Raw genomic sequence first — 23607 nt, 5'->3', positions numbered from 1 at the left:
CCCCAAAAAGGGCGCCGCAACAACCACCCATATCATCAGATCACTGGCGTAATTGCTCATGAATGACATCATCGAGGCGGAAGAAGTCGTCGCCGCGCGCGGCGTGAAGGTCGTGTTCGGCGCGGTCAAGGCGCTTGACGGGGTCGATCTCGTCATCCGTGCCGGCGAATGCCTCGGGCTCGTCGGCCATAATGGCGCGGGCAAATCCACCATCGTCAACGTCATCAATGGCGGGTTGACGCCGCATGAAGGCTCCATTTCCTACGGCAGTGACCAGAACCGCCACGGCATCGCGGCCGCGCGCGCCAGCGGCGTGCGCTGCGTGTTTCAGGAACTGTCGCTCTGCCCCAACCTGACGATCAGCGAAAATGTCCGCATCATGCATGCCACTATCAGCGGACGGAACTGGCGCGGTCGCGCCCTTTCCATGATCCGACAGACGCTGGACGAGATTTTTCCCGGGCATGGCATCGATTGCGAGCTGACGATTGCCGAACTTTCCATTGCCGAACGACAGATGGTGGAAATCGCCATCAATTTCTGCCGCACGCCTGACGCCCCGAGGCTGGTGATCCTCGATGAACCCACCTCCTCGCTCGACGCCGGCCTTGCCGAACAATTAATGGATTATGTCCGCCGTTTTGTCCGCACGGGCGGCTCGGTGCTGCTGATCTCGCATATTCTCGGCGAAATCCTTTCGACGGCCACCCGCATCGTTGTCATGAAGGATGGCCGTGTGGTGGCCGACCGGGCGGCGGGCGACTTCACGACGCGCACGCTGGTGGAAGCCATGGGCAGCGTCGTCAAGCCGCAGGACAGGCAGAAAAGCGAAAACCGCAAGGCGGGCGAAAAGGTGCTGTCCATGCCGGCGCGCCGGGGCGACGGTCTTGCCTTCAAGGCATTTCGGGGCGAGATCATCGGCCTTGCCGGTCTCGGCGGCCATGGTCAGACGGAAGCGCTTCTCGATCTTTACCTTGCCCGCAACAGCAGCTGGCTGCCGGCGCGCAAGACCGATATCGCCTTCGTGGCGGGTGACCGCAGCCTGAACGGCACCTTCCCGCTGTGGAGCATCCTCAAGAACCTGTCCATCGCTTCGCTCCGGGATATCTCATCCGCAGGCATGGTGGACAGGACGAAGGAAACCGAACGCGGCGATCAGTGGAAAAAGCGCATCGAAATCCGCACGCCCGATATGGGCAACAAGATCCTCTCCCTCTCCGGCGGCAACCAGCAGAAGGTGCTTTTCGCCCGCGCGCTTACCACCACAGCCAGCACGGTTTTGATGGATGACCCGATGCGCGGCGTCGATATCGGCACCAAACAGGAGGTCTATGACATCTTGAGAACCGAAGCCTCCCACGGCCGTACCTTCATCTGGTACTCCACCGAAATGGATGAAATCCGTCTCTGCGACCGGGTCTATGTCTTCCGCGATGGCGCCATCCAGGCGGAACTCGTCGGCGATGACATTACCGAGCAGAATGTACTGGCCGCTTCCTTTGCGGGAGAAGACCACGCATGAAACTCTCGGCAAACGCGCTCCGCCTCATCATTCCTGCCGCCTCGCTCGCCTTCCTGCTCGCCGCCGTCTTTTACATGCAGCCGCGCGCCATGAGCTATAACGGCCTTAACCTGCTGTTCAATCTGGCGGTGCCGATTGCGCTCGCCACCATTGCGCAGATGCTGATCATGTCCGTCAACGATCTCGACCTGTCGATGGGAACCTTCGTCAGTTTCTGCGCCTGCGTCACCGCCACCTTTCTGCAAACCTCGCCGCTGACAGGCATTGCGATCTTTGCCGGGGCGATTGCGGTTTACGCGGTACTGGGCGCGATGATCCACATACGCAACCTGCCTTCCATCGTCGTCACGCTGGGTATGAGTTTCGTCTGGGGCGGCCTTGCCGTCCTCATCCTCCCCTCGCCCGGTGGTCAGGCGCCCGCCTTCATCCGCACGCTGATGACGGCGAAACCGCCCTTCGTGCCAATCGCCATCGTCGCCAGCATCCTGATTGCGGTCGTCGCCCATTACATCGTCATGCGCTCCTCCTTCGGTGTGCTGATGCGCGGGGTTGGCGGCAATTTCCGCTCGGTCGAGCGCTCCGGCTGGTCGGTGGTCGGCATTCGCGCCGCAACCTTTGCGCTCGCCGGTTTCTTCGCGGTGCTTTCCGGCATCGCCCTTGTCGGGCTGACCACTGCGGCCGATGCCAATATCGCCCTGCGTTACACGCTGCTGTCGATCGCCGGCGTCATCCTCGGCGGTGGCGAATTCGTCGGCGGCAGGGTGTCGCCCATCGGCGCGGTCATCGGCGCGCTGACGCTGACGCTCGCCGGTTCCTTCCTCTCCTTCATGCGCATCTCGCCGGATTGGCAGATCGGCGCTCAGGGGGCGATCCTCATCATCGTGCTGGCGCTGCGCATCCTGCTCAACCGCCTCGAAAAGCGGGAGAAAAACCAATGAACGGACTTTCTTCCCTCACCAGAAAACCATGGATCTGGTCCTTTGCCGCAACGGTTGCGGTGTGGATCGTCACCGTGCTCTTTACCGGCGGCGCAAGCTCCTTCGGGCTGTCGCATGCGGCGCTCACCTTTGCGGCTTTCTCGGTCATCGTCGGCATCGGCCAGATGTTCGTCATCACGCTCGGGCCCGGGAATATCGATCTCTGCGTTCCCGCGACGATGACTTTGTCAGGCACGCTGGCCCTGAAATTCATGGATGTGTCGGACAGCCTCATCCTGCCCGGACTGCTGATCGCCATCCTGATCGGCATCGCCATCGGCATCGGCAATTATGCGCTGATCAAGCTCCTGCGCATTCCGCCGATCATCGCCACCCTCTCGATGAGCTTCATCGTGCAATCCATCGCCATCTGGTCGAACCGCGGCCTGCGCATCAAGCCGCCGGAAACATTGGCGACATTCGCGATCTCAAGCTCTTTCGGCATTCCGAATGTGGCGCTTGTTGCGCTGCTGCTCTCGGTCGTCGCCTGGCTGCTGCTCGACCGCACGTTTTACGGACGCTGGATTGCCGCCATCGGCCAGAGCACCTTCGCTGCCCGGATGACCGGCATTCCCGTGGATGGCGCCCGTTTCGTGACCTATGTGCTCTGCGCGGCGCTGGCGGCGATTGCCGGTTATCTGCTTGCCAGCTTTTCCGGCGGTGCTGCTCTCAACATGGGATCGGAATATCTGCTGATGTCCATTGCCGTCGTCGTTATCGGCGGCACGGCGGTGGCGGGCGGGGATTCCAATGTTCCCGGCATCTGGGGCGCCTCGCTTTTCATGTTTCTGGTGGTATCGATGCTGAACACCTATGGTTTCGGCGCCGGCATCCGCCTCATCCTTACCGGCCTCATCATCATTTCAGTCATTCTTCTGGCAAGCGGCCGCAAGGCCACGCGCTGAACCCCGAACGACAAGCCTAAAAGCGGACCACGCTCATGACCACAGACAAGACCTCCCCTTACGAAATCCACGATGACCGCTTCCGCCATCTGATCGTCGGCAATGCGGAACTGGAAGAGCTTTATTCCGGCTGCCGCTGGGCCGAAGGCCCGGTGTGGTTTGCCGATCTCAACTGCCTGCTGTTCAGCGATATCCCAAACGAGCGCATGCTGCGTTGGGTGCCGGATGGCGGTATCTCGGTATTCCGTCAGCCCTCCAACTTCACCAATGGCAATACCCGCGACCGGCAGGGGCGACTTGTCTCCTGCGAACATGGCGGCCGGCGCGTCACCCGCACCGAAGTCGATGGCTCGATCACCGTTCTTGCCGACAGTTACGAGGGCAAAAGATTGAACTCACCCAATGATGTCGTCGTCAAATCCGACGGCAGCATCTGGTTCACTGACCCCACCTACGGCATTCTCTCCGACTACGAGGGCTACAAGGCCGAGCCGGAACAGAAGACCCGCAATGTCTACCGGCTCGACCCCGCAACCGGAAAGATCGACATCGCCATCGACGATTTCGTGCAGCCGAACGGCCTTGCATTCTCACCTGACGAGACGAAGCTTTATGTCGCCGACAGCTCCTACAGCCATGACGTTTCCCGCCCGCGCCACATTCGCGTCTTCGACGTGGTGGATGGCGTGAAGCTCGCCAACGGCCGGGAATTCTGCAATCTCGACAACGGCCTGCCGGATGGCTTCCGCCTGGATACGGCCGGCAATCTCTGGACCAGTGCTGGCGATGGCGTTCACTGCTTCGCGCCCGATGGCACGCTCATCGGCAAGATCAAGGTGCCACAGACGGTGGCGAACCTCACCTTCGGCGGCCCGAAGAAGAACCGCCTGTTCATCACCGCAACCAAATCGCTCTATTCGGTCTATGTCGCCACAACCGGCGCACTGACGCCCTGAAACGCTGATATCAGGAGAATTCAGACCGGGAAGGAACTGGCAAGACGGCTCAAGCGCGTTATAAATGCGCCATGAGTGACGATTCCAGCCCCTTCCTGACTGACGATATGGAGTTCGACGGCGACGCGCAGGCCAATGAGCCCACCAGCCGAATGCGCTCCTGGGCGCGCAATTCCGCTCTCTACCGGCTGGAACAGCGCATGATGACGGAAAAGCAGCTGCGCGACGCCATCATGCGCAAGGCGCGGGAAAAATTCGAGGAAATCAGCCCGGCGCAAGTGAAGGCGCTTGGCGAATTTGCCGTGACCTTCGCTTATGGCATCAAGGCGATCGACGATACCGCCTATGCGGAAATCACCGTGCGAAGCGGCCAGCGCAGCGGCAAGTCGAAACGTGGGCTGGCGCAGAAACTCCAGATCAAGGGCATCGCCCGGGAAACGGCAACGGCCGCGTTGCAGGAGACCAACGATCTCATCGCCGCCGTCATTTTCGCGCGCAAACGCGCTTTCGGGCCTTATCGCCGTGTCGAACCGGACGAGAAACGCAAGGCCAAGGAATTTTCCGCTTTCGCCCGCAATGGCTTCGGCTTTGAGATCGGCGCAAAAGTGATGGCGATGAGCTTCGAAGAGGCGGAAGACATCCTCTCCCACGCTCCCCTCTGACATTTATTGCGGCAGGGGATGAGTCTTCAGATATTCGATCAGATCGGCAATATCGGTTTCGCTCCACAGCCCGAAAAAGCGCATCGCATTTCCGGGTATCGCCTTCTTCGGGCTGGAGAGAAATTTCTGCAGTTCTTCTTCCGTCCAGACCCGGCCAGCCGCGCCGGCGTCCTGTAGCGCCTGCGAATAATGGCCGTAATCGGCCACCGAAGCCATCGGCCTGCCGACCACACCCATCAGATGCGGCCCCATGCGGGTGCGCGGCGCATCCACGCTATGACAGGTGGAACAGCGGCTGAAAACCTTCTCGCCATGCGCCGCATCGCCCTCGGCAAACGCGCTTGCAGCAAGCAGGAGGAAAGACGCGGTCACGGCCGCAGCTTGTCTGGACACGGAAATCATGGCCCGGATAATACAACGCCCTCTCCGTCTGACAACGAAGAGGGCGTGTTTTGACATGCGACAGAATGCCCGGTTAAAGCACCGGGCACTTCGCCGATCAGTTCATGGCGGTCAGCGTCACGGACGTACCGGTCGCGGCAAGGTTGAGGCCAACCTGACCGGTCACGCTGACCGTCTGCAGCTGGATGGAGCCGGAGGTGCCGCCAACGAGAACGTTGGTGCCGACGCCGAGACCGACGGTGACTTCAGCCGTAGCGCCCTGGTAGAGGCCGCCCAGCGAACCACGGTGGTAACCGGCGGTCGGGGCGAAAACGGCCCAGACCAGACGGCCCTGCGTGGTGAAACCGAGGTCAACACCCATCTTGCGGATGGCGCCGGTGTAATGGTCCGTGCGACGCGCGCCCATGGTGGACTGGAAGGTGCAATCCAGTTCCTTGGCCGAGCCGATCACGTAACCGACGCCACCGCCGATATCGCAGGTGAGGTAACCGATCTTGACGCCGTTGCGATCGTCCTGCTCCTGCGGAGCCGGCTCATATCTTGCAAGGTCGGCAGCGAGTGCGGATACGGTTCCGCCAAGGCCCATCGTCAATGCGGCAAAAGTTACGGCAACAGCCTTTTTCATCTGATTTTCTCCTGTTTTATTCCTACCCGCAGCAGCCCTTCTTGCCCTCTCCGGATATTGAATTCCGCACTGTTAACGTTTGTTCCGAAAAATCGATCCAAAACAACTTAATTGGAGGCGATGAAAGCGGAACAGTTAACAATGTCTGATGGCGGTAGGCTGGCATTAAGACATTGTTAGGGCGGTAAATGCGCGCGGAATCACCATCAACAACAAGCGCTTCCGGCCGTTGTTTTGCTGCAACATCTCAAAGCGGCAAGGCGACGGGAAGGCCGGTGGCGGCATGGGTCATGACATCCATGCGCACGCCATAGATGCGCTCCAGCGTCTCCGGCGTCATGATCTCCCGCGGCGTTCCGCGCGCGATCAGTTGCCCGGAATGCAGCGCGACGATCTCGTCACAGAAACGAGCTGCCATGTTGACATCGTGCAGTACGACGATGACACCCAGGCCCTTTTCGCGCGACAGTCTCTGCACCAGAGACAGCACCTCGAGCTGGTGCGCCATGTCGAGCGCGGAGATGGGTTCATCGAGAAGCAGGCTTTCGGCATTCTGGGCCACCAGCATGGCAAGCCACACGCGCTGGCGCTCGCCGCCGGAAAGCGTGTCCACCAGCCGGTCGCGGAAGGCGACGGTATCGGTGAGTTCGATCGCCTCGTCCACCTTCTCCTGATCGGCCTTGCTGAATTGCCCCAGCGCGCCATGCCAGGGATAACGGCCGAGCGCCACCAGTTCACTGGCCAGCATGCCAGAGGCGGCCGGCGTATATTGCGGCAGATAGGCGAGCTTGCGCGCGAATTCGCGATTGCCCCAGGCATTTAACGGTTTTCCCTCGAACGAAACCCTGCCCGCGGTCGGCTCCTGCATGCGCGCCAAAATCTTGAGCAGCGTCGATTTTCCCGAACCGTTATGGCCGATGAGGCCGATGGTTTTGCCGGTCGCAAAACGTGCCGTCAGGGGTTGCAGCAAAGTCCTGCCCGGCACTTCCATGGTGACGCCATCAAGAGAAAAAAGCGGCATATCGTCGTGAGCGACCGCATTCGCTGCCTGACCCATGGTTTTCATCTCCGTAAATCGACTGGAAAAAACATCATCGCCTGCCTGACAGCCAGATCAGGTAAGGCGCGCCGGCCAGAGCCGCAAAAAGCCCGAGCGGCAGTTCATAGGGAAAGGTGACCGTTCGCGCGCCGAGATCGGAAAGCGCCATCAGCGCCGCACCGAACAGGAAAGAGGCGAGCAGATGATCGCGCGGCGTGGTGAAGCCGGCGCGCAGCGCAATATGCGGGGCCATCAACCCGACGAAACTCAAGGGGCCAACGAGCAGCGAGGCGGCTCCGGTGGCGATGCCCGCCACCGTGATGACGGCGACGCGCGCGGCGTTGAGCGGCAGGCCAAGCGAAAGCGGCACGTCACGGCCGAGCGGCAGGATCATCAGCCAGCGCGTCACCGAGAGGGCAGCTGCCAGAAGCACGACGGAAAGAATGGCGAGAAAGATCGCCGAAGCCGGGGTTGCCGTCGAACCCGAACCGCTGAGCCAGGCGAGAATCTGCCACGCCCGCTGATCGCCGATGGCAAGCAACGCCGAAAGCACCGCCGAGCAGAGAGAACTGACAGCAATGCCCGCAAGCAGGATTTTTTCCGGCGCCAGATGCCGGCGCACGGCGAAGAACAGCACGAGTATCATGACGACCGCCGAGCCGATGCCGGCGCCGCAAAACAGTTCGAACAGACCCGCCGCCGGAAAAATCGTGATGGCGGCGGCAAAACCGAGGCCGGCGCCACCGCTGACGCCGATGACCTCCGGGCTTGCCATGGGATTGCCTGTCAGTCGCTGCAAAAGAGCACCTGCCATGGCGAGAAGACCGCCGGCAGCTATGGCGGCCACCAGCCGCGGCCAGCGGAAGGGCAGAAGAGTTTGCAGGTCACCGGCCTTCAGCATTGTCCAGCCCTCAGGCCCCTTGCCGATGGCGAGTGCGGCAAACACCAGCACGGCCATGATGATGAGCACCGGCAGCAGAGCCGCAAGCCTGCGTCTTGTGGCAAGATCGACGCCTTCACCACGATGCACATCTGTCGGCCGGATTTTCGGCAGTAGCCATAAAAGCAGCGGCCCGCCGATCAGAGCCGTCACCGCTCCCGTCGGGAAAACTTCCGCCGTCGTACTCGCCAGAAGCTGCACGAGGCCGTCGCAGAACCAGAGGAGCAGACCGCCCAGCAGTGGTGAAACCAAGAGTACGGAGGATGACCGCCGCACACCAAGCGCCCGGGTGAGCGCCGGCGCGGCAAGGCCGATGAAGCTGACAAGGCCGACCACTGAGGCAACTAAGGCAGCCAGCGCGACCGCAACGGCGGCGACCGCCAGCCTGATTGAGAACAACGATACGCCAAGCGATCGCGCACCAGCATCGCCAAGACCGAGAACCGTCAACGGCTTTATCAGCAAGCCCGTGAGGGCAAGCCCTGCGAGAAGCTGAAAAACGAGCATAACGGCGTTCGACCAGTCCTGCTGGCTGAGCGAGCCGCCGTTCCAGACCACGAGGGACATCAGATATTCGCCCTGCGCCAGCGTCAGCGCCGCGGAAACCGACGCGGCGGTGATGCCGACCAGCAGCCCGGATACCACCATCGTCACCGGCTCAAAGGAGCGCCGCCAGCCGAGAAGGAAGACGATGCCAGCCGCAGCAGCCGCGCCGGCGAGCGCCACCAATGCGCGGTTGCCATCCAGCACCGAAGGAAAGAACAGGGCGGCGATGACGATGGCCAGCTGCGCGCCGGCCGAGATGCCGAGCGTCGAAGGATCGGCAATCGGATTGCGCAGCAATTGCTGGAAAAGAGCACCTGACAAGCCAAGCATCGCACCCGCAAGGATGGCGACCGCTGCGCGCGGCAGCAGGCTGAAAGCGAAGATGATCTGATCCATGGACATGGATGCGGCATCGAATGGCAGGCCCGGCCAAGCACCGAGCGGCAGCCGCTGCAGGCCGGCATGCAGGGAAAGGCCGCAGGCGAAAACAAACAGAAGCCCGAAGAAAAACGGGAGAGGCCGCACTGTCACAGGGCTTCCTCCTGCGCCGTCAGCGCCTCGGTCAGAAGCCGCGCAAACCGCATGCCGGCGGTGATGCCGCCATAGGGGCCGACGTTGCCGAGCGTCACCACCCGGCCTTGCCGCACCGCCGGAAGTGCGCGCCAGATGGCGCTGTTGCGCAGGCTTTCGCGGGCTTCCACCGGAATATCGGAAACGATGACGATACGTGCCTCGGGCGAAGCGGCAAGATTTTCAAGCGGCACCGGCGCCGCAAAGGTGAATTGTGACCGGTCCACCCACGCATTGGCAAGTCCCAGCCGGTCAAGGACATCGCCGAACATGCTATCCGCACCAAAGGCGCGAAAATGCCGGGCATCGCCGATATTGATGACATAGGTCGGCCGCGCGGAAAAACCGGCAAGACGGGTCCGCATGGCCTGCATGGCGGCGTTGGTTTCGATGAGAACCTTGCGCGCTTCCCCGGCGCGCCCGAGCTTTTCACCAAGCGCGGTGACCGCCGCCAGCGCCTTTTCGAACGGCGGCTCGCCCTTCACGTAAAAGGGCAGCGAAAACACCGGAGCGATCGCTTCCAGCCTGCCGGTATAACGTGTGTAGAAAGGCGAAATCAGGATGAGATCGGGCCGGGTGAGTTGCAGAAGCTCGAAATTCGGCGCGCCGCGCAGACCGAGATCGGCGACGCTTTCGGGGATATCAGGCTCGACCGCACCCGCACGGAACTGGATGAGCTCGGTCGCCGCCACCGGCATGATACCGAGCGCCACTGAGGTTTCGAGCATGGCCCAGTCGATGGCGGCAATGCGCGGGGTTGCCTGTGCCCGTGCCGAGCCGGCAAAGGCTGAAGCAGCGAGCAGGCCCAAAAATTCCCGCCGCCCCCAGAGGGGGGACATCCATCGATCCTTGCGCGTCATGCCCCTGCTGCTTCACTTTGATATGGCGTCACCAACGATAGGTCAGCTTGCCCATAACCGTTCTTCCGTCACCGTAATAGCATCCGAAAGTGGAGCAACTAGAAATATATTCTTTATCAGTCAAGTTTTGCACCTGAAGCGAGGCGCGGTAGCCGTTTTTCTCGTAATGCACACCGAGATCGAGCAAAGCGAGGCCCTTCATTTCGAAGGTATTGGCGGCGTCGCCGTAACGCTTTCCGACATACCGGACACCACCTCCGATGCCGAAACCCTCAAGCGCGGTATCTTCGGCAAAGGTGTAATCCAGCCAAAGGCTTGCGGCGTGCCGTGGCGTGCTATCAAGCTCCTTGCCATCATTCACACGGCCGGACACCTCGCTGTCCATGTAGGTATAGGCGGCGCGCAGGTCGAGCCCGTCGGTGAGGCTTGCGACGCCTTCCAGTTCGAGGCCTTTCACGCGCGCCTCGTCCATCTGCTGCGTTACACCGCCCACCGTCGTCGTGACGTTTTTCTGCTTCAGATCGTAGATCGCGGCGGAGAAGAAACCGTCGAAACCCTCAGGTTGGTATTTGATGCCCGCCTCCCACTGCTCGCCCGTGGTGGGCTTCGGCGCATCGCCGACAGCCGGCTGCGGCACCGGCTCGAAGGAGGTGGCGTAGCTGACATAGGGCGCGAAGCCGCCATCGAAAAGGTAACTGACGCCGACGCGGCCCGTCAGCTTGTGGTCGTCCTTGTCGAGCGCGCGGTAGGTCGAGCCGTTGAATGTGGTGCCGCTGGTGCTTGCCCAGTCCTGCCGCAGGCCGGCGGTGATGCGCCAGTTCTCTATCGCCATCTCGTCCTGCGCATAAAGACCGATCTGGGAAATATCCGTCTTCACATCGGCATAAAGCGTGCGCGGGGTCAGGCTGATCGGCCCGCCATAGACAGGGTTGACGGGGTTGAGCGGCGTCGCGGTCCAGAATTCGGTTTTGACGTTATTGTCGAAATAGCGGTAGTCCAGCCCGACGAGCAGGGTATGGTTGATCGGCCCCGTGGAAAAATCCGCCTGCAGGCTGTTGTCGATGTTGAAGGTGTTCAGCAACTCGTCCTGGAACGTCGCGTTGCGGCGGATGAGATTGCCGATCATGCCACCGCTGGTCGAAGACATGCCGAGCGCCCGGTAGGACCAGTCGAAATTGGAATAACGCGCATTCTGCCGGAAGGTGAAGGTCTCGTCGAAACGGTGCTCGAATTCATAACCGATATTGGTGAATTTACGGTTTGACGTGTCGAAGGAGGGATCGCCGACATAAAAGCTGCGATCCAGCATGTTGCCCGGCCGCGAATAAGTCAGCGCCGCCGGCAGGCCGGAGGGCGAACTGGGATTATCGTGCTGATACGAGGCAAGAACCGTCAGCTTCGTGTCCTCATCCGGCTGCCATGTCAGCGCCGGGGCAATGAAATAACGGTCGTTCTGCAGATTGTCCGTCTGGGTGTGAGCATTGCGGGCAAGGCCGGTCAGGCGATAGGCGAAACTGTCGCTATTCGCCACCGGGCCGCCGATGTCGAACATCGACTGGTAATAATCGAAGCTGCCGATCTGCGCGCCCACTTCGCCGAAACGCTCGAATGTCGGCCGCTTGCTGACGAGATTGATGAGACCGCCGGGATTACCCTGACCATAAAGCACCGAAGCCGGCCCGCGAATGACTTCCACCCGCTCCAGACCGTAGACCTCATAAGAAGGCGCACCGGCCGTGCGCATCAGCCGCAGGCCGTTGAGGAACTGCAGCTGGTTCCCCTGAAAGCCGCGAATGCGCGGCGCATCGAAACGCGGATCGGAGCCGAACGGCTGCGCGACGACGCCGGGCACATAATTCAGCGCCTCGCTGAGAGTGCGGACATTCTGCGCATCCATCTGGTCTTTGGTGATGACAGAGACCGATTGCGATGTCTCGATCAGCGCGCGGCCCGTCTTGGTGGCGCTGGCGCTGGTTTTCGCCACATAACCTTTCACCGGCGCCTTGGGATCCTGGTTTTTGGCGCCTTCCACGGTGATGGTTTGCAGCACCGTCGTTCCGGCTTCCTGAGCAAGGGCAGCAGCGGGGGCCAGAAACGCCACATAGGCAATGGCGGCGCAACCACCAGCCAGAATGGAAATGTGTTTGGATTTTCCCTGCACGCCAATACCCTTCATCACCCGCGCCGCCATGAAGCGGTTTTTTTCTGGAGAATTTAAGTCATCTTATTACGCAAGGTGCAGATTGTGATCCAATAAGTGTAGCCGGTTTTTTTCATAACTATTGATTATGAAAAATCGCATCGATAATAGCTTGGAATTATTCAAATCTACCGGGAAAGGCCGTGACGATGGGCAGGAAACCGGCAGGCCGCGCCGATACATTCGAGCTGCGGCACCTGCGCTATTTCACCACGCTGGTGGATGAGCGCAATTTCGAGCGTGCCGCCGCCCGCCTCGGCATTGCCCAGCCGGGTTTGAGCCAGCAGATCATGGCGCTCGAGGATATTGTCGGCATGCCTCTGCTTGACCGGACGCGCCGCTCGGTGAAGCTGACGACATCGGGCCAGCTGCTCTACGAGGATGCCCGGAAAATCCTTGCCAATGCCGAGGCGGCACTTGCCGCACTCAGACGTGTCGGCCGTGGCGAGACCGGCCGCATCTCCATCGGTTATGTCGCCTCCGCTGCCTATTCCGGCCTGCTGATCCAGTCCATCGCCAGTTTCCGCGCCTCCCATCCGGACGTAGAGCTGCAACTCATCGAGATGGAAATGCGGCTGCAACTGGCCAAGATCGCCGATGGCAATCTGGATTTCGCCTTCATCCGCCCGCCCGCGCCGATCCCGGAAGGCGTCACAACCCATGTGGTTCTGCGCGAACCCTTGATGGCCGCCCTGCCGGAGAACCATCCATTGGCCTATGCGCTGCAACTCGATCTCAAGAACCTCGCCGCAGAAACCTTCATCACGCCGCGGCAGCCGCCGGACGTCGGCTTTCACTACAATACGATAGAGGCCTGCAACGAGGCGGGTTTCCAGCCAGTGATCAACCCGGAAGGCCGGGACTACACCACCATTACCAGCATGGTGGCGATCGGCCTCGGCGTCGCGCTGGTGCCACGCTCGCTCGATTGCCTGAGGCTTCCCGGCGTGCGCTACGTGCCGCTTACCGCAAGCGCCACCACGTCCGACCTCGCCATAGCCCACCGGAAAACGGAAGCCTCGCCCGCCGTCAGGGCCTTCATTCTCCACGCCCGCAGCTAAGGCGGGCCTTGTCGGGAGTACGCGTGCCCGCCTGCCGGGCCCGTGGACGAAGAATCAGCCCCATCCTTTTTGTGACGTATCGATGGCAACAGGCCGATACGGCGCAATCGCATGAGATTGCGGGAAAAACACCGCACTCATCGGCAGGCCGGAAACGAGAGTGGAATTCGGCCGGACTATTTTCTCCTCCCCGCTTTTCCCCGTCGCTCCGGCGCGCCGCATAATCACGGCAGATTTCGACTTACAGGAGACAAAAATGGCTGAGACTTACGAACACCATGTGGCAGGCCTCGAATCCCCGGCATCCCACGCCTTCGATGTCGTTCCTGACGATGTGAACCCGCTTTCTTCCCCCACGCGCGCCGTCTATGTGGGCAATGCCGGCCATCTCTGCCTCACCTTGCTTTCAGGCGCGACGGTGACCTTCCAGAACCTGCCGGCGGGCAGCCTGCTGCCGGTGAGAGCCACGCGGGTATTATCAACGCGCACCACCGCCACCGGCATCGTGGGGCTCAATTAGGCCCCGCCTCTCGTGATCCGTCATCAACCTGAAACACAACCCTCTCGGGAAATTCGATGCGATATGACACTTTCGTGACAAGCATTCAGGTTGATGTCAGCCAAATCGGGCATCCGCCACCAAACGGGCCGTGCAGCGACCTGGACTGCGGCGTTTCCGCATTTTCTTCGCTGCCATCGGCCGAGCGGAAATCTGGTGGATCTGATAGTGGCTCTTTTGACCTCGAAAGCGACGGGAACAACAACGTTTCGGCCGGAAATCGGCAGCGTGGCGCTCAGTCTGCTGACGGCGGCCTATCTGCTGCTGTTTACGAACCGCACCTTCTGGTCGAAGGTCCATACCTATCTTTCGGCCTATCCGGTTGCCATCGCAGCGCTTTACCTCGCCATGGCCGCCTTTTTCGGTGCCCTCATCATCATTTTTTCCGCCAAATATATCATCAAGCCGTTCTTGATCTTGCTGGTCTTTGCGGCGGCGGCGGCCTCCTGGTTCATGGATCGCTACGGTATCGTCATAGACAGCGACATGATCCGCAACGCCATGGAAACGACGCAGGCGGAAGCCGGCAACCTGATCACCCCCGACTTTCTCCTTCATATGGCGGTTTACGGGCTGGTGCCGTCCGTTCTCATCACCGCCGTCCGCATCCGGCATCGGCCGATCCTCGACAAGCTGCTGTGGAACACCATCAGCATCCTGATCTGCCTCACCATTGCGGGCATCATCAGCTTTGCGAATTCCAAGACCTTCACCACAGCCATCCGCCAGCACAAGGATATCGTCAAAAGCGTCAACCCGTTGTCGCCGATGATCTCCACCATCCATTATTTCACCCAGGCCGGCCAGGAAGCCGAAATACAGGTGAGCCCCATCGGCAAGGACGCGAAACTCCTGCCGGCACTTGGGGGTGTGCAGAAGCCGCGCATCACCGTCATCGTGGCCGGCGAGACCGCGCGCGCCGCGAATTTTTCCCTGAACGGTTATGGGCGCGACACCAATCCGGAACTCGCAAAACGCAACGTGGTTTATTTCCCCGACACCACCAGCTGCGGCACGGCGACGGCGATTTCAATTCCCTGCATGTTTTCGAAATTCACGCGCTCGCAATATAGCCGCAGCAAGGCGCTCGCCAATGAAAACCTCATGGATGTCCTCGTCCATGCCGGCGTCGGCGCCACATGGCTGGACAACAATACCGGCAGCAAGAATGTCGCCGACCGCATCCCCTATTTCGACCTGCCCTCCACCAATGACAGCCGCTTCTGCACCGGCGGCGAATGCCGCGACGATATCTTTTTCGACAAGCTCGATGCGTGGCTCGACAACGTCAAGAAGGACAGCGTAATCGTGCTGCATCAGATGGGCAGCCACGGGCCGACCTATTATCTGCGCTACACCGATGAATTCCGCAAATTCACCCCGGATTGCCGCACGGCCGAGCTTGGCAACTGCACCGACGCAGAGATCGTCAACTCCTACGACAACACGCTTCTTTACACCGACCACTTCCTCTCGACCGTGATCGACAAGCTCAAGGCACGCTCCGACAAGCTGGCGTCGGGCATGATCTATGCCTCGGACCACGGTGAATCCCTGGGCGAGAACGGCGTCTACCTGCATGGCGCGCCCTATCTGCTTGCGCCTGCCCAGCAGACCCATGTGCCGTTTCTCGTCTGGTTCGACGATGATTTCGCCAAATCCATGGGGCTGGACAAAGCCTGCCTGGCAAGGAGCGCTGCAGAGGGCGGGCGCTCGCATGACAATTATTTCCATAGCATCCTCGGCATGATGGGCGTCTCGACGTCGGTCTACGACCCCTCGCTTGACGTCTTCAGCGGCTGCACCAGGCGGCAGACGAACTGAACAGACAGTGCTTGACGCTTATCCGGACAAAGAGATACGCAAGACGACGCGATAGAGGGAGCTGTCTTGCGAGTTCTGCTTGTTGAAGACGATTATGTGCTGGGAGAGGCGCTGCGAGACCATGTCGGGGCGGCTGGCCATGCTGTTGACTGGTTCAAGACGCTGGGCGACGCCATGGCGGCGACGCTGACCATGGGTTACGGCCTGATCCTGCTTGACATGCGACTGCCTGACGGTGAGGGCATCACCCTTCTGCAAACCCTGCGCAAGCGCGAGGACGCAACGCCGGTGATCATCCTGACGGCGCATGACCAGGTCTCCGACCGGATTGCCGGGCTGAATGCCGGGGCCGACGACTATCTGGTCAAGCCCTTCGATCTCAACGAGCTTTCGGCGCGCATGCTGGCGGTCTCGCGCCGTTACGAGGGCCGCTCCGCACCCGTCATCCGCCTGCCCGGCATCGAGATCAACCAGGTGGCGCGCAACATCACCGTTGACGGCGCGGCGCAGACGCTGAGCGCCCGGGAATGGGCCGTGCTGGAAAAGCTGGTCGAACATCCCGGCGCGGTCGTCTCGAAAGCGCAATTGCACGACACGCTCTATGAATTCGGCGCGGAAATAGAGAGCAACACGGTCGAGGTCTATATCAGCCGGCTGCGCAAGAAAATCGGCCATGACCGCGTCGAAACCGTGCGCGGCGTCGGCTACACTATCAAGTAGACGAACCGCAGGCAGCAGAGATGGCCAGACCGACCAGCATGACCCGCAAACTCGTGACGGCGCTGACAAGCGTTGTCGCCATATCCTGGCTACTCGCCTGCGGGCTTGGCGTCATGGTGATGCAGGACGAATTTGCCGAGATTTTCGATGCCGGCCTCGAAGAAACTTCGGAAAGGCTGCTGCCGCTTCTTCTGGACGACCTGCGCGAAAACAATACCGCACCGGCCGCACAAAAACTCAACCAGTCGGCGGAAGGGGTGGAATATCTGACCTATCAGGTTCGCGACCGGGAGGGCCAGGTCGTGCTGCACTCGCATGACAGTTCGACGGAGCCTTTCGAAGTCGCGCTTGACCCCGGTTTTTCCGAGACATCGTCGCAGCGCATCTTCACGGTCGCCTCGCCCGACGGCAATTATTTCCTGCAGGTGGCCGATGCCTTCGCCAATCGCCGCGAGGCGATCGAAGAGGCCGGCACCGCCTTGATGCTGCCTGTGCTCATTCTCATTCCGGCCAGCATTTTCGCCGTCATCGTCGTTGTGCGCAGAACCCTGCAACCCGTGCAGACGTTGCGTGACGAAATCGGCAAAAAAGACGGCGGCAATCTCGCCCCGCTTGCGACCCAGCCGTTCCCGGCAGAACTGCACCCCATCGCCCGTTCGGTCAACCTGCTGCTCGGGCGGCTGCGATCGACGATCGAGGCCGAGCGGGAATTCACCGCCAACAGCGCCCACGAATTGCGCACGCCGATTGCCGGCGCGCTGGCGCAGGCGCAGAGGCTGCATGCCGATATTCCGCCGGAGCTGGCGCCACGCGTCGAGAATATCGAAAAATCCCTGCAGCATCTCGCGCATCTCGCCGAAAAACTGCTTCAAATGTCGCGGGCGGAAGCGAAGATCGGGGTGACCGACAAAACAAGCGATCTCATCCCCGTGCTCGAACTCGTCATCGACGACATGAGCAGAACGGCGATCGGTACATCCCGCATCCGCTTCAACAATCGCTGTGAAGGCGGCCTGCCCTGTCGGATCGGCGCGGATGCCTTCGGCATCATCATCCGTAACCTTCTTGAAAACGCGCTGATCCACAGTCCCGCGGAAAGCCCGGTGCAGGTTGTCGCCGAAACGGACGGCACGATCCGCATCGTCAATTCCGCGCCTGCCATCGACCCGGCTTTGTTACCCAAGCTGACCACACGCTTCACCCGAGGCCAGACCACGGCTGACGGCACCGGGCTTGGCCTTGCCATCGTCAAAAGCTTGGTGGAACAGGCAGGTGGAGAGCTGATGCTTTCCTCTCCGGTTCCCGGCCGGCAGGATGGTTTCGAAGCCCGCGTGATCCTTCCGGTCGAAACGGCCTGAATGGGCTGAAAACAAAAGCCCCGCCGGCAGGACGGGGCTTTCATGGGTGGGGATCGCTGAGGCTCAATCTTCGTGGATATGGCTGTGATCGCGCGTATCGCGCATCTTCACATAGACCACCAGCGACAGCGCGATCATGATCGTTACATACCAGAAGAACCAGTTTTCATGGCCGATCTGCTTGAACTTCAGAGCCACGAATTCCGCCGTCCCACCGAATATGGTGTTCGCCAGCGCATAGGGCAGGGCAACGCCGAGCGCGCGGATATGGGCGGGGAACATTTCCGCCTTCACCACCGCATTGATGGAGGTGTAACCGGTGACGATCAAAAGCCCGACCAGAACCAGAACGAAAGCCATGATCGGATCCGTCGTCGTCGCCAGCGTGCTGAAGATGAGATAGGTAAACAGGGTTCCGAGAATGCCGAATCCGACCATCAGCGGCTTGCGGCCCACCCTGTCCGACAGCGCGCCGGCAAGCGGCTGGCACAGCATGAAGACGAACAGCGCCGCCGTGGTGATTTCGGTGGCACTTTCCTTGCTGAAGCCCGAGGTGTTGACGAGGAATTTCTGCAGATAGGTTGTATAGGCGTAAAAGGCGAGCGTGCCGCCTGAGGTCAGCGCCATGACCATCAGCGCTTCCCGCGGATAGTGTTTGAACAGCGCCCAGCCGCTGGATTTCGGCTTGTGCGCTTCATCGGTCCTGGCGTTTTCGAAGGATTGCGTTTCGGCAAGGCCGCGGCGGATATAAAACACCGCAATTGCCAGCAGGCCGCCGATGAAGAAGGGAATGCGCCAGCCCCAGGAGCCGAGCTGTTCCGGCGTCAGAACCCGCTGCAGCACCAGAAGCACCGCCAGCGCCAGAAGCTGGCCGGAAATCAGCGTGACATACTGGAAACTGGAGAAGAAGCCACGGCGGCTCTTGCCGGCCATTTCGCTGAGATAGGTGGCGCTCGCACCATATTCGCCGCCGACGCTGATGCCCTGTAAAAGGCGGGCGAAAACCAGAATGGCAGGTGCTGCAATGCCGATCGTCTCATGGCCGGGCGTGATCGCGATCAGAAGCGAACCGAGACACATCAACGTGACGGAGAGTGTGAGGCCCGCCTTGCGCCCCTTGCGGTCGGCATAGGTGCCCATGAACCACGCCCCGATGGGCCGCATCAGAAATCCGACGGCAAAGACGGCGGCCGCGCTCAGCAATTCGGCGGTCTGGTTGCCGGAGGGAAAGAAGACCGGCGCGAAATAAAGGGTGAAGGCCGAATAAACGTACCAGTCATACCATTCGACGAGGTTGCCCGCCGAGCCGCCGATAATCGATTTCAAACGGGTTTTCTGATCCGGCGCGGTGGCGGGACCATTTGCCATAATATTCACGGGTAAACTCCAATTCATCTTCGTCTGGAGATGGAAGGGCGAACGGAAGGTGTGATAATTTGTCGCTCTTGGGTAGGGGGTATATACCCGCCATGCTGCAATGCGCAAGCTTATGCCGCATTGCAGCATGGCAGGGCGCTTGCAACAGGAAAAATTAAAGCCGCGCCATTCCGATCAGCCTTGTAAGCCGCCCGCGCTCAAACTAAAAAATATCAATGATTTACGACATATCGGACATCCAGATCGAAAAGCTCCTCATCGCCGCCGCCCGTGCGGGCGAAGCGCTGGCGCGGCTGGATGAGCGCATCAGCCGCTCACCAATGAAACAGGGCTTCATCGAAAGACAGGATTTCACCGACGCCATTTCCTCCATGTGGGTGGATGGTGAACTCGTCCATATGGAAGATTTGGTGCTGCATGATGCCCATATGGATGTGCGGGCACCAAGCCATGAAATGACAGCGGCACACCGGATTCTGCGGTCGAGACGGCTGATCTATTCCAACGCGGCCGGCTGGGCCTTCACCGCGCCCGGCCTTGCCAGGCTCAGGGGCAAGGTCGCCGCCGCTGGCGCGGAGACCGCCGCGCCGCTAGCAGAAACGATGGATCGATCACCCGAGGAAGATGCCGACGCCGTGGGAGAAACGGCGCTGGATGGCGCCTTTTCCGAGCTGGATGCGCTGCTGGCGCGAAGTTCGGCAACCCTTGATGCCATCACCACCGGCAACGCGCTTCCGACGATACGCAGGGAGGAAAGCCATGACATCATCAACGAACCGGACTGGGACGAGGATGAACGGCTGAAGGAATGGTGGGAGGTGCATGCGCGCACGCAGGAATTGCCCGCAATTCTTCGCGCTGCCATTCTGCTCGATGCCTGGAACATGATCGAGGTGCTGCAGCGCAGCCCCTGGCTCGGGCGGCTTCTGGCCTCCGCTTTCCTGCGTGAAGGCGCGGTCACGCCAGATCACCTGCCGGCGCTGAGCGCCGGTCTTCGCGCCGTGCCGCGGGAACGCCGGCACGCGAGAAACCAGACACAGCGCCTCGCAGCCCTGCTCGACAGCTTTTACGAGGCGGCACAGGCCAGCCTGAAGGAACATGACCGGCTGAGCCACGCAAGGGAGCGCATGATGCGAAAGCTGGCCGGCCGACGCTCCTCCTCGCGGCTGCCCGAACTGGTGGAGCTCGTCGTCTCGCGGCCGGTTGTCTCGGCGGCGATGATCGTCAAGGAACTCGGCACCACGCCGCAGGGGGCAATCGGCCTCGCCAAGCAGCTGGAATTACGGGAAGTCACAGGTCGCGGCCGTTTTCGCGCCTGGGGTATGCTTTAGCCGTCACCGCACTGTGCAAAGGCCCGGAAAACGACGCAGGAATGCGGCGATCACGAATCTTAACAAAATTTAACTATTGCGTAGGTGGGCGAAGCGTCTATGTTCCCCGCTGCGTTGCAGCACGATTTCTTCTCCGGCAACGCGGTCGCATTCGGCCCGGCAACTTTTCTGTGCCGCCCGCATTTAAGTGTCCATCATGAGGGAGATGCAATAATGACAATTTCAATTACACAACCTGATTCCGATCACGAAACCGATGCTCCTTTTGCAAAAAAAGTCCTGACGGCGCGCACGCTTGCCGGCTACACGGTCGAACAGCTTGCCATCACCTGCGGCCTGACCACCAGCGAAATCCGTGCGCTGGAAGACGGCACCGACAGCGATCCGCTGCGCATCCGCCGCGTTGCCGCCGCCCTGCATATTCCTGTCGAAACCGTCATCTGACCGTCCGGCACGAACGGTCACCAAAACTCTGAAGCGCCGCCGGGGACGATGTTCACGGGAACATCCGGGCGGCGCGCATGCCCTTAGGGCCACCGATCTCTTCCGGAACATTTTCTACAGCGCTCTCTTAACATTTTCGTTATCCGGCCCCACATGGGGTTCACGAGCGGCCATGTTGGGCATGACTTCGCCCGTACGAGCGCGGCAACAACCTCCGGAATCCTGCCATGACACTAAGCTTTGACACCGAAGAACGGGTTTCTTCCGCAGTGGACGAATTGTGGCCTGTGGAGAGGACCGAAATCCTTGACTGGCTCGTGACGGGCACCAAGGATGAACGTTTTATCGACGAGATATTCGTGGAGCTTTGCGACAGGCTGCGGGCGAGCGGAGTTTCCGTCGCAAGGGGCGTGCTTGCTTTCCGCATTCGCCATCCGCAATGGCTCGGCGCGCGCATTCTGTGGAAAGCCGGCCTGCCCGTCGCCGATATCGCCACCTATGGCTACGGCATGGAAAACTCCCCCGAATATCTCAATAGCCCGATCAACGACATTCACCAGGGCGCCACCGAAGTCCGCCACCGGCTCACCGGCGAGGAAATCGACGAGCGGGGCTATACCATCTATGAAGAACTGCGGGCCGAAGGGCTGACTGATTATTGCGCCTGGCCGATCGAACACACCTTCGGCAAGCGCCATGTCGCCACCTTCTCCAGCGACCGGCCGGGCGGCTTTACGGAAGCGGAAGTCCTCGCCCTGAAAAACCTTCTGCCCGCCCTGGCGCTGGTGAGCGAGATTCGTCTAAAGAACCGCATGACGCGCACCCTTCTCGAGACCTATGTGGGGCCGCATGCGGGTGAAAAAATCCTCAATGGCGCAACGACACGAGGTAGCGGCATAACGGTGGGCGCAGCAATCCTGATTTGCGACTTGCGCAATTTCACCCATATTTCCGACCTCTGGCCGCGCGACGATGTCATAGAGCTTCTGAACGGTTATTTCGACGCCATGTGCGATCCCATCGAGGAAGCCGGCGGTGAAATCCTGAAATTCATGGGCGATGGGCTGCTCGCGATTTTCCCCCTCAGCGACCCCAAGGCCTGCGAAAATCTGCTGAAAGCCATTGCCAGCGCGCAGAAGGGTCTCGTCGCGCTTAATGAAATCAATTGCCGGAAGGGCCATGATCCCCTGGGTTACGGCATCGGCGTCCATGTCGGTGATGTCATGTATGGCAATATCGGCTCGAAAACCCGCCTCGATTTCACCGTCATCGGCCCCGCCGTGAATATCGCCTCACGGCTGGAAACGCTGACCAAGGAGACCGGGCGCAACGTGCTTTTCTCCGAAGAATTCGTCCGCATGGCCGGGAACCGCGACGCGCTGGAAAATCTCGGCCCCTGGCTTCTGCGCGGTCTCGAAACCCCCGTCGAAGTCTATGCGCTTCCGCCGGAGACGGACACGATCTCGTCCTGAATCGATCGCCGGGCCCCTTCATCCCGCGTCCACCGTGCGGCCTTTTGGCAGCTCGGGGGATTTCACTTTGTCGACGTGCTGCCCGCCCCTCGCCCCTGTCAAAACGCTTGACACATCCGTGATGTCGATCTAGCAAAATAGAACATATATTCCATATTGCATTCATATTCTGTCTCTCCGGGAGTGAGAGACGGGTGTGAGAAACCGGAGGAAAGATGGTTACGAAATTGGCACTGCTCGGCGCTGGACGGATCGGCAAGGTCCACGCCAAGGCGATCACCACCGACAGCCGTGCGCAGCTGGTGGCCGTTGTCGACGCCATGGCCGGTGCTGCGGAAGCCATCGCCCGCGAGGCGCAGTGCAAGGTGAGCACGATTGACGAGGTGCTGGCCGACAAGACGATCGATGCCGTCATCATCTGCACGCCGACCAACACCCATGCCGACCTGATCGAGCGTTTCGCCCGCGCCGGCAAGGCGATTTTCTGCGAAAAGCCCGTTGATCTCGATGTCGCCCGCGCGCAAGCCTGCGCCAAGGTGGTCGAGGAAACCGGCGCGAAGGTAATGCTCGGTTTCAACCGCCGTTTCGACCCGCATTTCCAGGCCGTTCACAAGGCAATCGAAGATGGCCGCATCGGTAAGGTGGAAATGGTCACCATCACCAGCCGCGATCCCGGCCCGCCGCCGGCCGAATATATCAAGGTTTCCGGCGGCATTTTCCGCGACATGACCATTCATGATTTCGACATGGCCCGCTTCCTGCTCGGCGAGGAAGTGGAAAGCGTGTTCGCCACCGGTTCGGTTCTCGTCAATCCTGAGATCGGCGCGCTTGGCGATTTCGACAGCGCCAGCATCATCCTGACGACGAAAAGCGGCAGGCAGGCCGTCATCTCGAATTCGCGCCGCGCGACCTATGGTTACGACCAGCGCATCGAGGTGCACGGTTCGGAAGGCTCGGCAGCGGCCGAAAACCAGCGTCCGGTTTCCATCGAAATCGCCAATGCTGAAGGTTATACCCGCCCGCCGCTGCATGATTTCTTCATGACGCGTTACACGGCGGCCTATGCGGCGGAAATCACCGCCTTCATCGACAGCATCGAAAACAATGTCGCGCCCTCGCCCTCCATCAAGGACGGGCTGATCGCGCTGAAACTCGCAGATGCCGCGCTGAAGTCCGTGACCTCGAAGACGGCAGTGACGATCGGCTGAGAGGCCGTAAGCTCGGGACCGAATCGGCGGCGAAGGCTGCCGTTCTCTC

The 23607-nt window shown here is 60.7% G+C and carries 21 protein-coding genes; 14 read left to right on the top strand and 7 right to left on the bottom strand.

The window, feature by feature from the left end; genetic code table 11:
- Positions 1 to 58 precede the first annotated feature (58 nt).
- The 5 genes from CFBP5499_RS21095 to recX all read left to right on the top strand — a co-directional run bounded on the left by CFBP5499_RS21095 (position 59) and on the right by recX (position 5022).
- Positions 59 to 1522, top strand: coding sequence for an ATP-binding cassette domain-containing protein (locus CFBP5499_RS21095; RefSeq protein ID WP_080828564.1), 1464 nt, complete (start codon positions 59 to 61; stop codon positions 1520 to 1522).
- Positions 1519 to 2460, top strand: a complete 942-nt coding sequence (locus CFBP5499_RS21090; RefSeq protein WP_080828568.1) for an ABC transporter permease — start codon at positions 1519 to 1521, stop codon at positions 2458 to 2460. Before CFBP5499_RS21095 ends, CFBP5499_RS21090 begins: the two co-directional genes overlap by 4 nt.
- Positions 2457 to 3404 carry an ABC transporter permease gene (locus CFBP5499_RS21085; protein ID WP_080828571.1) on the top strand — a complete coding sequence of 316 codons (948 nt, stop codon included), beginning with the start codon at positions 2457 to 2459 and terminating at the stop codon, positions 3402 to 3404. Before CFBP5499_RS21090 ends, CFBP5499_RS21085 begins: the two co-directional genes overlap by 4 nt.
- A 35-nt stretch (positions 3405 to 3439) precedes the next feature.
- Positions 3440 to 4360 (top strand): SMP-30/gluconolactonase/LRE family protein, encoded by a 921-nt coding sequence (locus CFBP5499_RS21080; protein ID WP_080828574.1) that lies wholly within the window; start codon positions 3440 to 3442, stop codon positions 4358 to 4360.
- Between the two features lie 71 nt (positions 4361 to 4431).
- Complete coding sequence (gene recX, locus CFBP5499_RS21075; RefSeq protein ID WP_130932541.1) at positions 4432 to 5022, top strand: recombination regulator RecX; 591 nt, start codon at positions 4432 to 4434, stop codon at positions 5020 to 5022.
- Between the two features lie 3 nt (positions 5023 to 5025).
- On the opposite strand, the gene CFBP5499_RS21070 is transcribed toward recX, so the two are convergent.
- The 6 genes from CFBP5499_RS21070 to CFBP5499_RS21045 form a co-directional block, all read right to left on the bottom strand.
- Complete coding sequence (locus CFBP5499_RS21070; RefSeq protein WP_175416843.1) at positions 5026 to 5424, bottom strand: c-type cytochrome; 399 nt, start codon at positions 5422 to 5424, stop codon at positions 5026 to 5028.
- Positions 5425 to 5521: 97 nt separating this feature from the next.
- Positions 5522 to 6049: a DUF992 domain-containing protein gene (locus CFBP5499_RS21065; protein ID WP_003498285.1), complete on the bottom strand. Its 528-nt coding sequence runs from the start codon at positions 6047 to 6049 to the stop codon at positions 5522 to 5524.
- Between the two features lie 247 nt (positions 6050 to 6296).
- Positions 6297 to 7106 carry an ATP-binding cassette domain-containing protein gene (locus CFBP5499_RS21060; RefSeq protein WP_080828581.1) on the bottom strand — a complete coding sequence of 270 codons (810 nt, stop codon included), beginning with the start codon at positions 7104 to 7106 and terminating at the stop codon, positions 6297 to 6299.
- 34 nt (positions 7107 to 7140) lie between these two features.
- Positions 7141 to 9105, bottom strand: coding sequence for a Fe(3+)-hydroxamate ABC transporter permease FhuB (fhuB, locus tag CFBP5499_RS21055; RefSeq protein WP_080828585.1), 1965 nt, complete (start codon positions 9103 to 9105; stop codon positions 7141 to 7143).
- Positions 9102 to 10004 (bottom strand): iron-siderophore ABC transporter substrate-binding protein, encoded by a 903-nt coding sequence (locus tag CFBP5499_RS21050; RefSeq protein ID WP_175416842.1) that lies wholly within the window; start codon positions 10002 to 10004, stop codon positions 9102 to 9104. Before CFBP5499_RS21050 ends, fhuB begins: the two co-directional genes overlap by 4 nt.
- 28 nt (positions 10005 to 10032) lie before the next feature.
- On the bottom strand, positions 10033 to 12195 hold the full coding sequence (locus tag CFBP5499_RS21045; RefSeq protein ID WP_175416841.1) for a TonB-dependent siderophore receptor: 2163 nt from the start codon (positions 12193 to 12195) through the stop codon (positions 10033 to 10035).
- Positions 12196 to 12353: 158 nt separating this feature from the next.
- Here CFBP5499_RS21045 and CFBP5499_RS21040 point away from each other — a divergent pair, with 158 nt between their 5' ends.
- From CFBP5499_RS21040 to CFBP5499_RS21020, 5 genes are all read left to right on the top strand, one after another.
- Positions 12354 to 13265, top strand: coding sequence for a LysR family transcriptional regulator (locus tag CFBP5499_RS21040; RefSeq protein ID WP_080828588.1), 912 nt, complete (start codon positions 12354 to 12356; stop codon positions 13263 to 13265).
- Between the two features lie 256 nt (positions 13266 to 13521).
- The gene (locus CFBP5499_RS21035) at positions 13522 to 13785 is read left to right on the top strand and encodes a spike base protein, RCAP_Rcc01079 family (protein WP_080830154.1); all 264 of its coding nucleotides are present in this window, start codon (positions 13522 to 13524) and stop codon (positions 13783 to 13785) included.
- Between the two features lie 195 nt (positions 13786 to 13980).
- Positions 13981 to 15648 carry a phosphoethanolamine transferase gene (locus CFBP5499_RS21030; protein WP_175416840.1) on the top strand — a complete coding sequence of 556 codons (1668 nt, stop codon included), beginning with the start codon at positions 13981 to 13983 and terminating at the stop codon, positions 15646 to 15648.
- A 66-nt stretch (positions 15649 to 15714) separates the two neighbouring features.
- Entirely contained in the window at positions 15715 to 16368 is a 654-nt protein-coding gene (locus CFBP5499_RS21025) for a response regulator transcription factor (RefSeq protein WP_080828591.1), read from the top strand.
- A gap of 20 nt (positions 16369 to 16388) precedes the next feature.
- On the top strand, positions 16389 to 17726 hold the full coding sequence (locus CFBP5499_RS21020) for a sensor histidine kinase (RefSeq protein WP_080828593.1): 1338 nt from the start codon (positions 16389 to 16391) through the stop codon (positions 17724 to 17726).
- A 63-nt stretch (positions 17727 to 17789) separates the two neighbouring features.
- Here the strand turns inward: CFBP5499_RS21020 and CFBP5499_RS21015 are convergent, their stop codons facing one another.
- On the bottom strand, positions 17790 to 19094 hold the full coding sequence (locus CFBP5499_RS21015) for an MFS transporter (protein WP_175416905.1): 1305 nt from the start codon (positions 19092 to 19094) through the stop codon (positions 17790 to 17792).
- 224 nt (positions 19095 to 19318) lie between these two features.
- Between CFBP5499_RS21015 and CFBP5499_RS21010 the strand changes: the two genes are divergently transcribed.
- The 4 genes from CFBP5499_RS21010 (at position 19319) to iolG (ending at position 23558) form a co-directional block, all read left to right on the top strand.
- Positions 19319 to 20434 (top strand): RHE_PE00001 family protein, encoded by a 1116-nt coding sequence (locus tag CFBP5499_RS21010; RefSeq protein ID WP_080828603.1) that lies wholly within the window; start codon positions 19319 to 19321, stop codon positions 20432 to 20434.
- A gap of 213 nt (positions 20435 to 20647) precedes the next feature.
- Positions 20648 to 20878, top strand: a complete 231-nt coding sequence (locus CFBP5499_RS21005) for a helix-turn-helix domain-containing protein (RefSeq protein WP_080828606.1) — start codon at positions 20648 to 20650, stop codon at positions 20876 to 20878.
- 227 nt (positions 20879 to 21105) lie between these two features.
- Complete coding sequence (locus CFBP5499_RS21000; RefSeq protein WP_080828609.1) at positions 21106 to 22350, top strand: adenylate/guanylate cyclase domain-containing protein; 1245 nt, start codon at positions 21106 to 21108, stop codon at positions 22348 to 22350.
- 215 nt (positions 22351 to 22565) lie between these two features.
- Positions 22566 to 23558, top strand: a complete 993-nt coding sequence (gene iolG / locus CFBP5499_RS20995) for an inositol 2-dehydrogenase (RefSeq protein WP_080828612.1) — start codon at positions 22566 to 22568, stop codon at positions 23556 to 23558.
- Positions 23559 to 23607: the final 49 nt, after the last annotated feature.

The organism is Agrobacterium tumefaciens (genome assembly GCF_005221325.1).
Classification (GTDB): Bacteria; Pseudomonadota; Alphaproteobacteria; order Rhizobiales; family Rhizobiaceae; genus Agrobacterium.
This window is presented reverse-complemented; position numbering and strand designations above follow the sequence as displayed.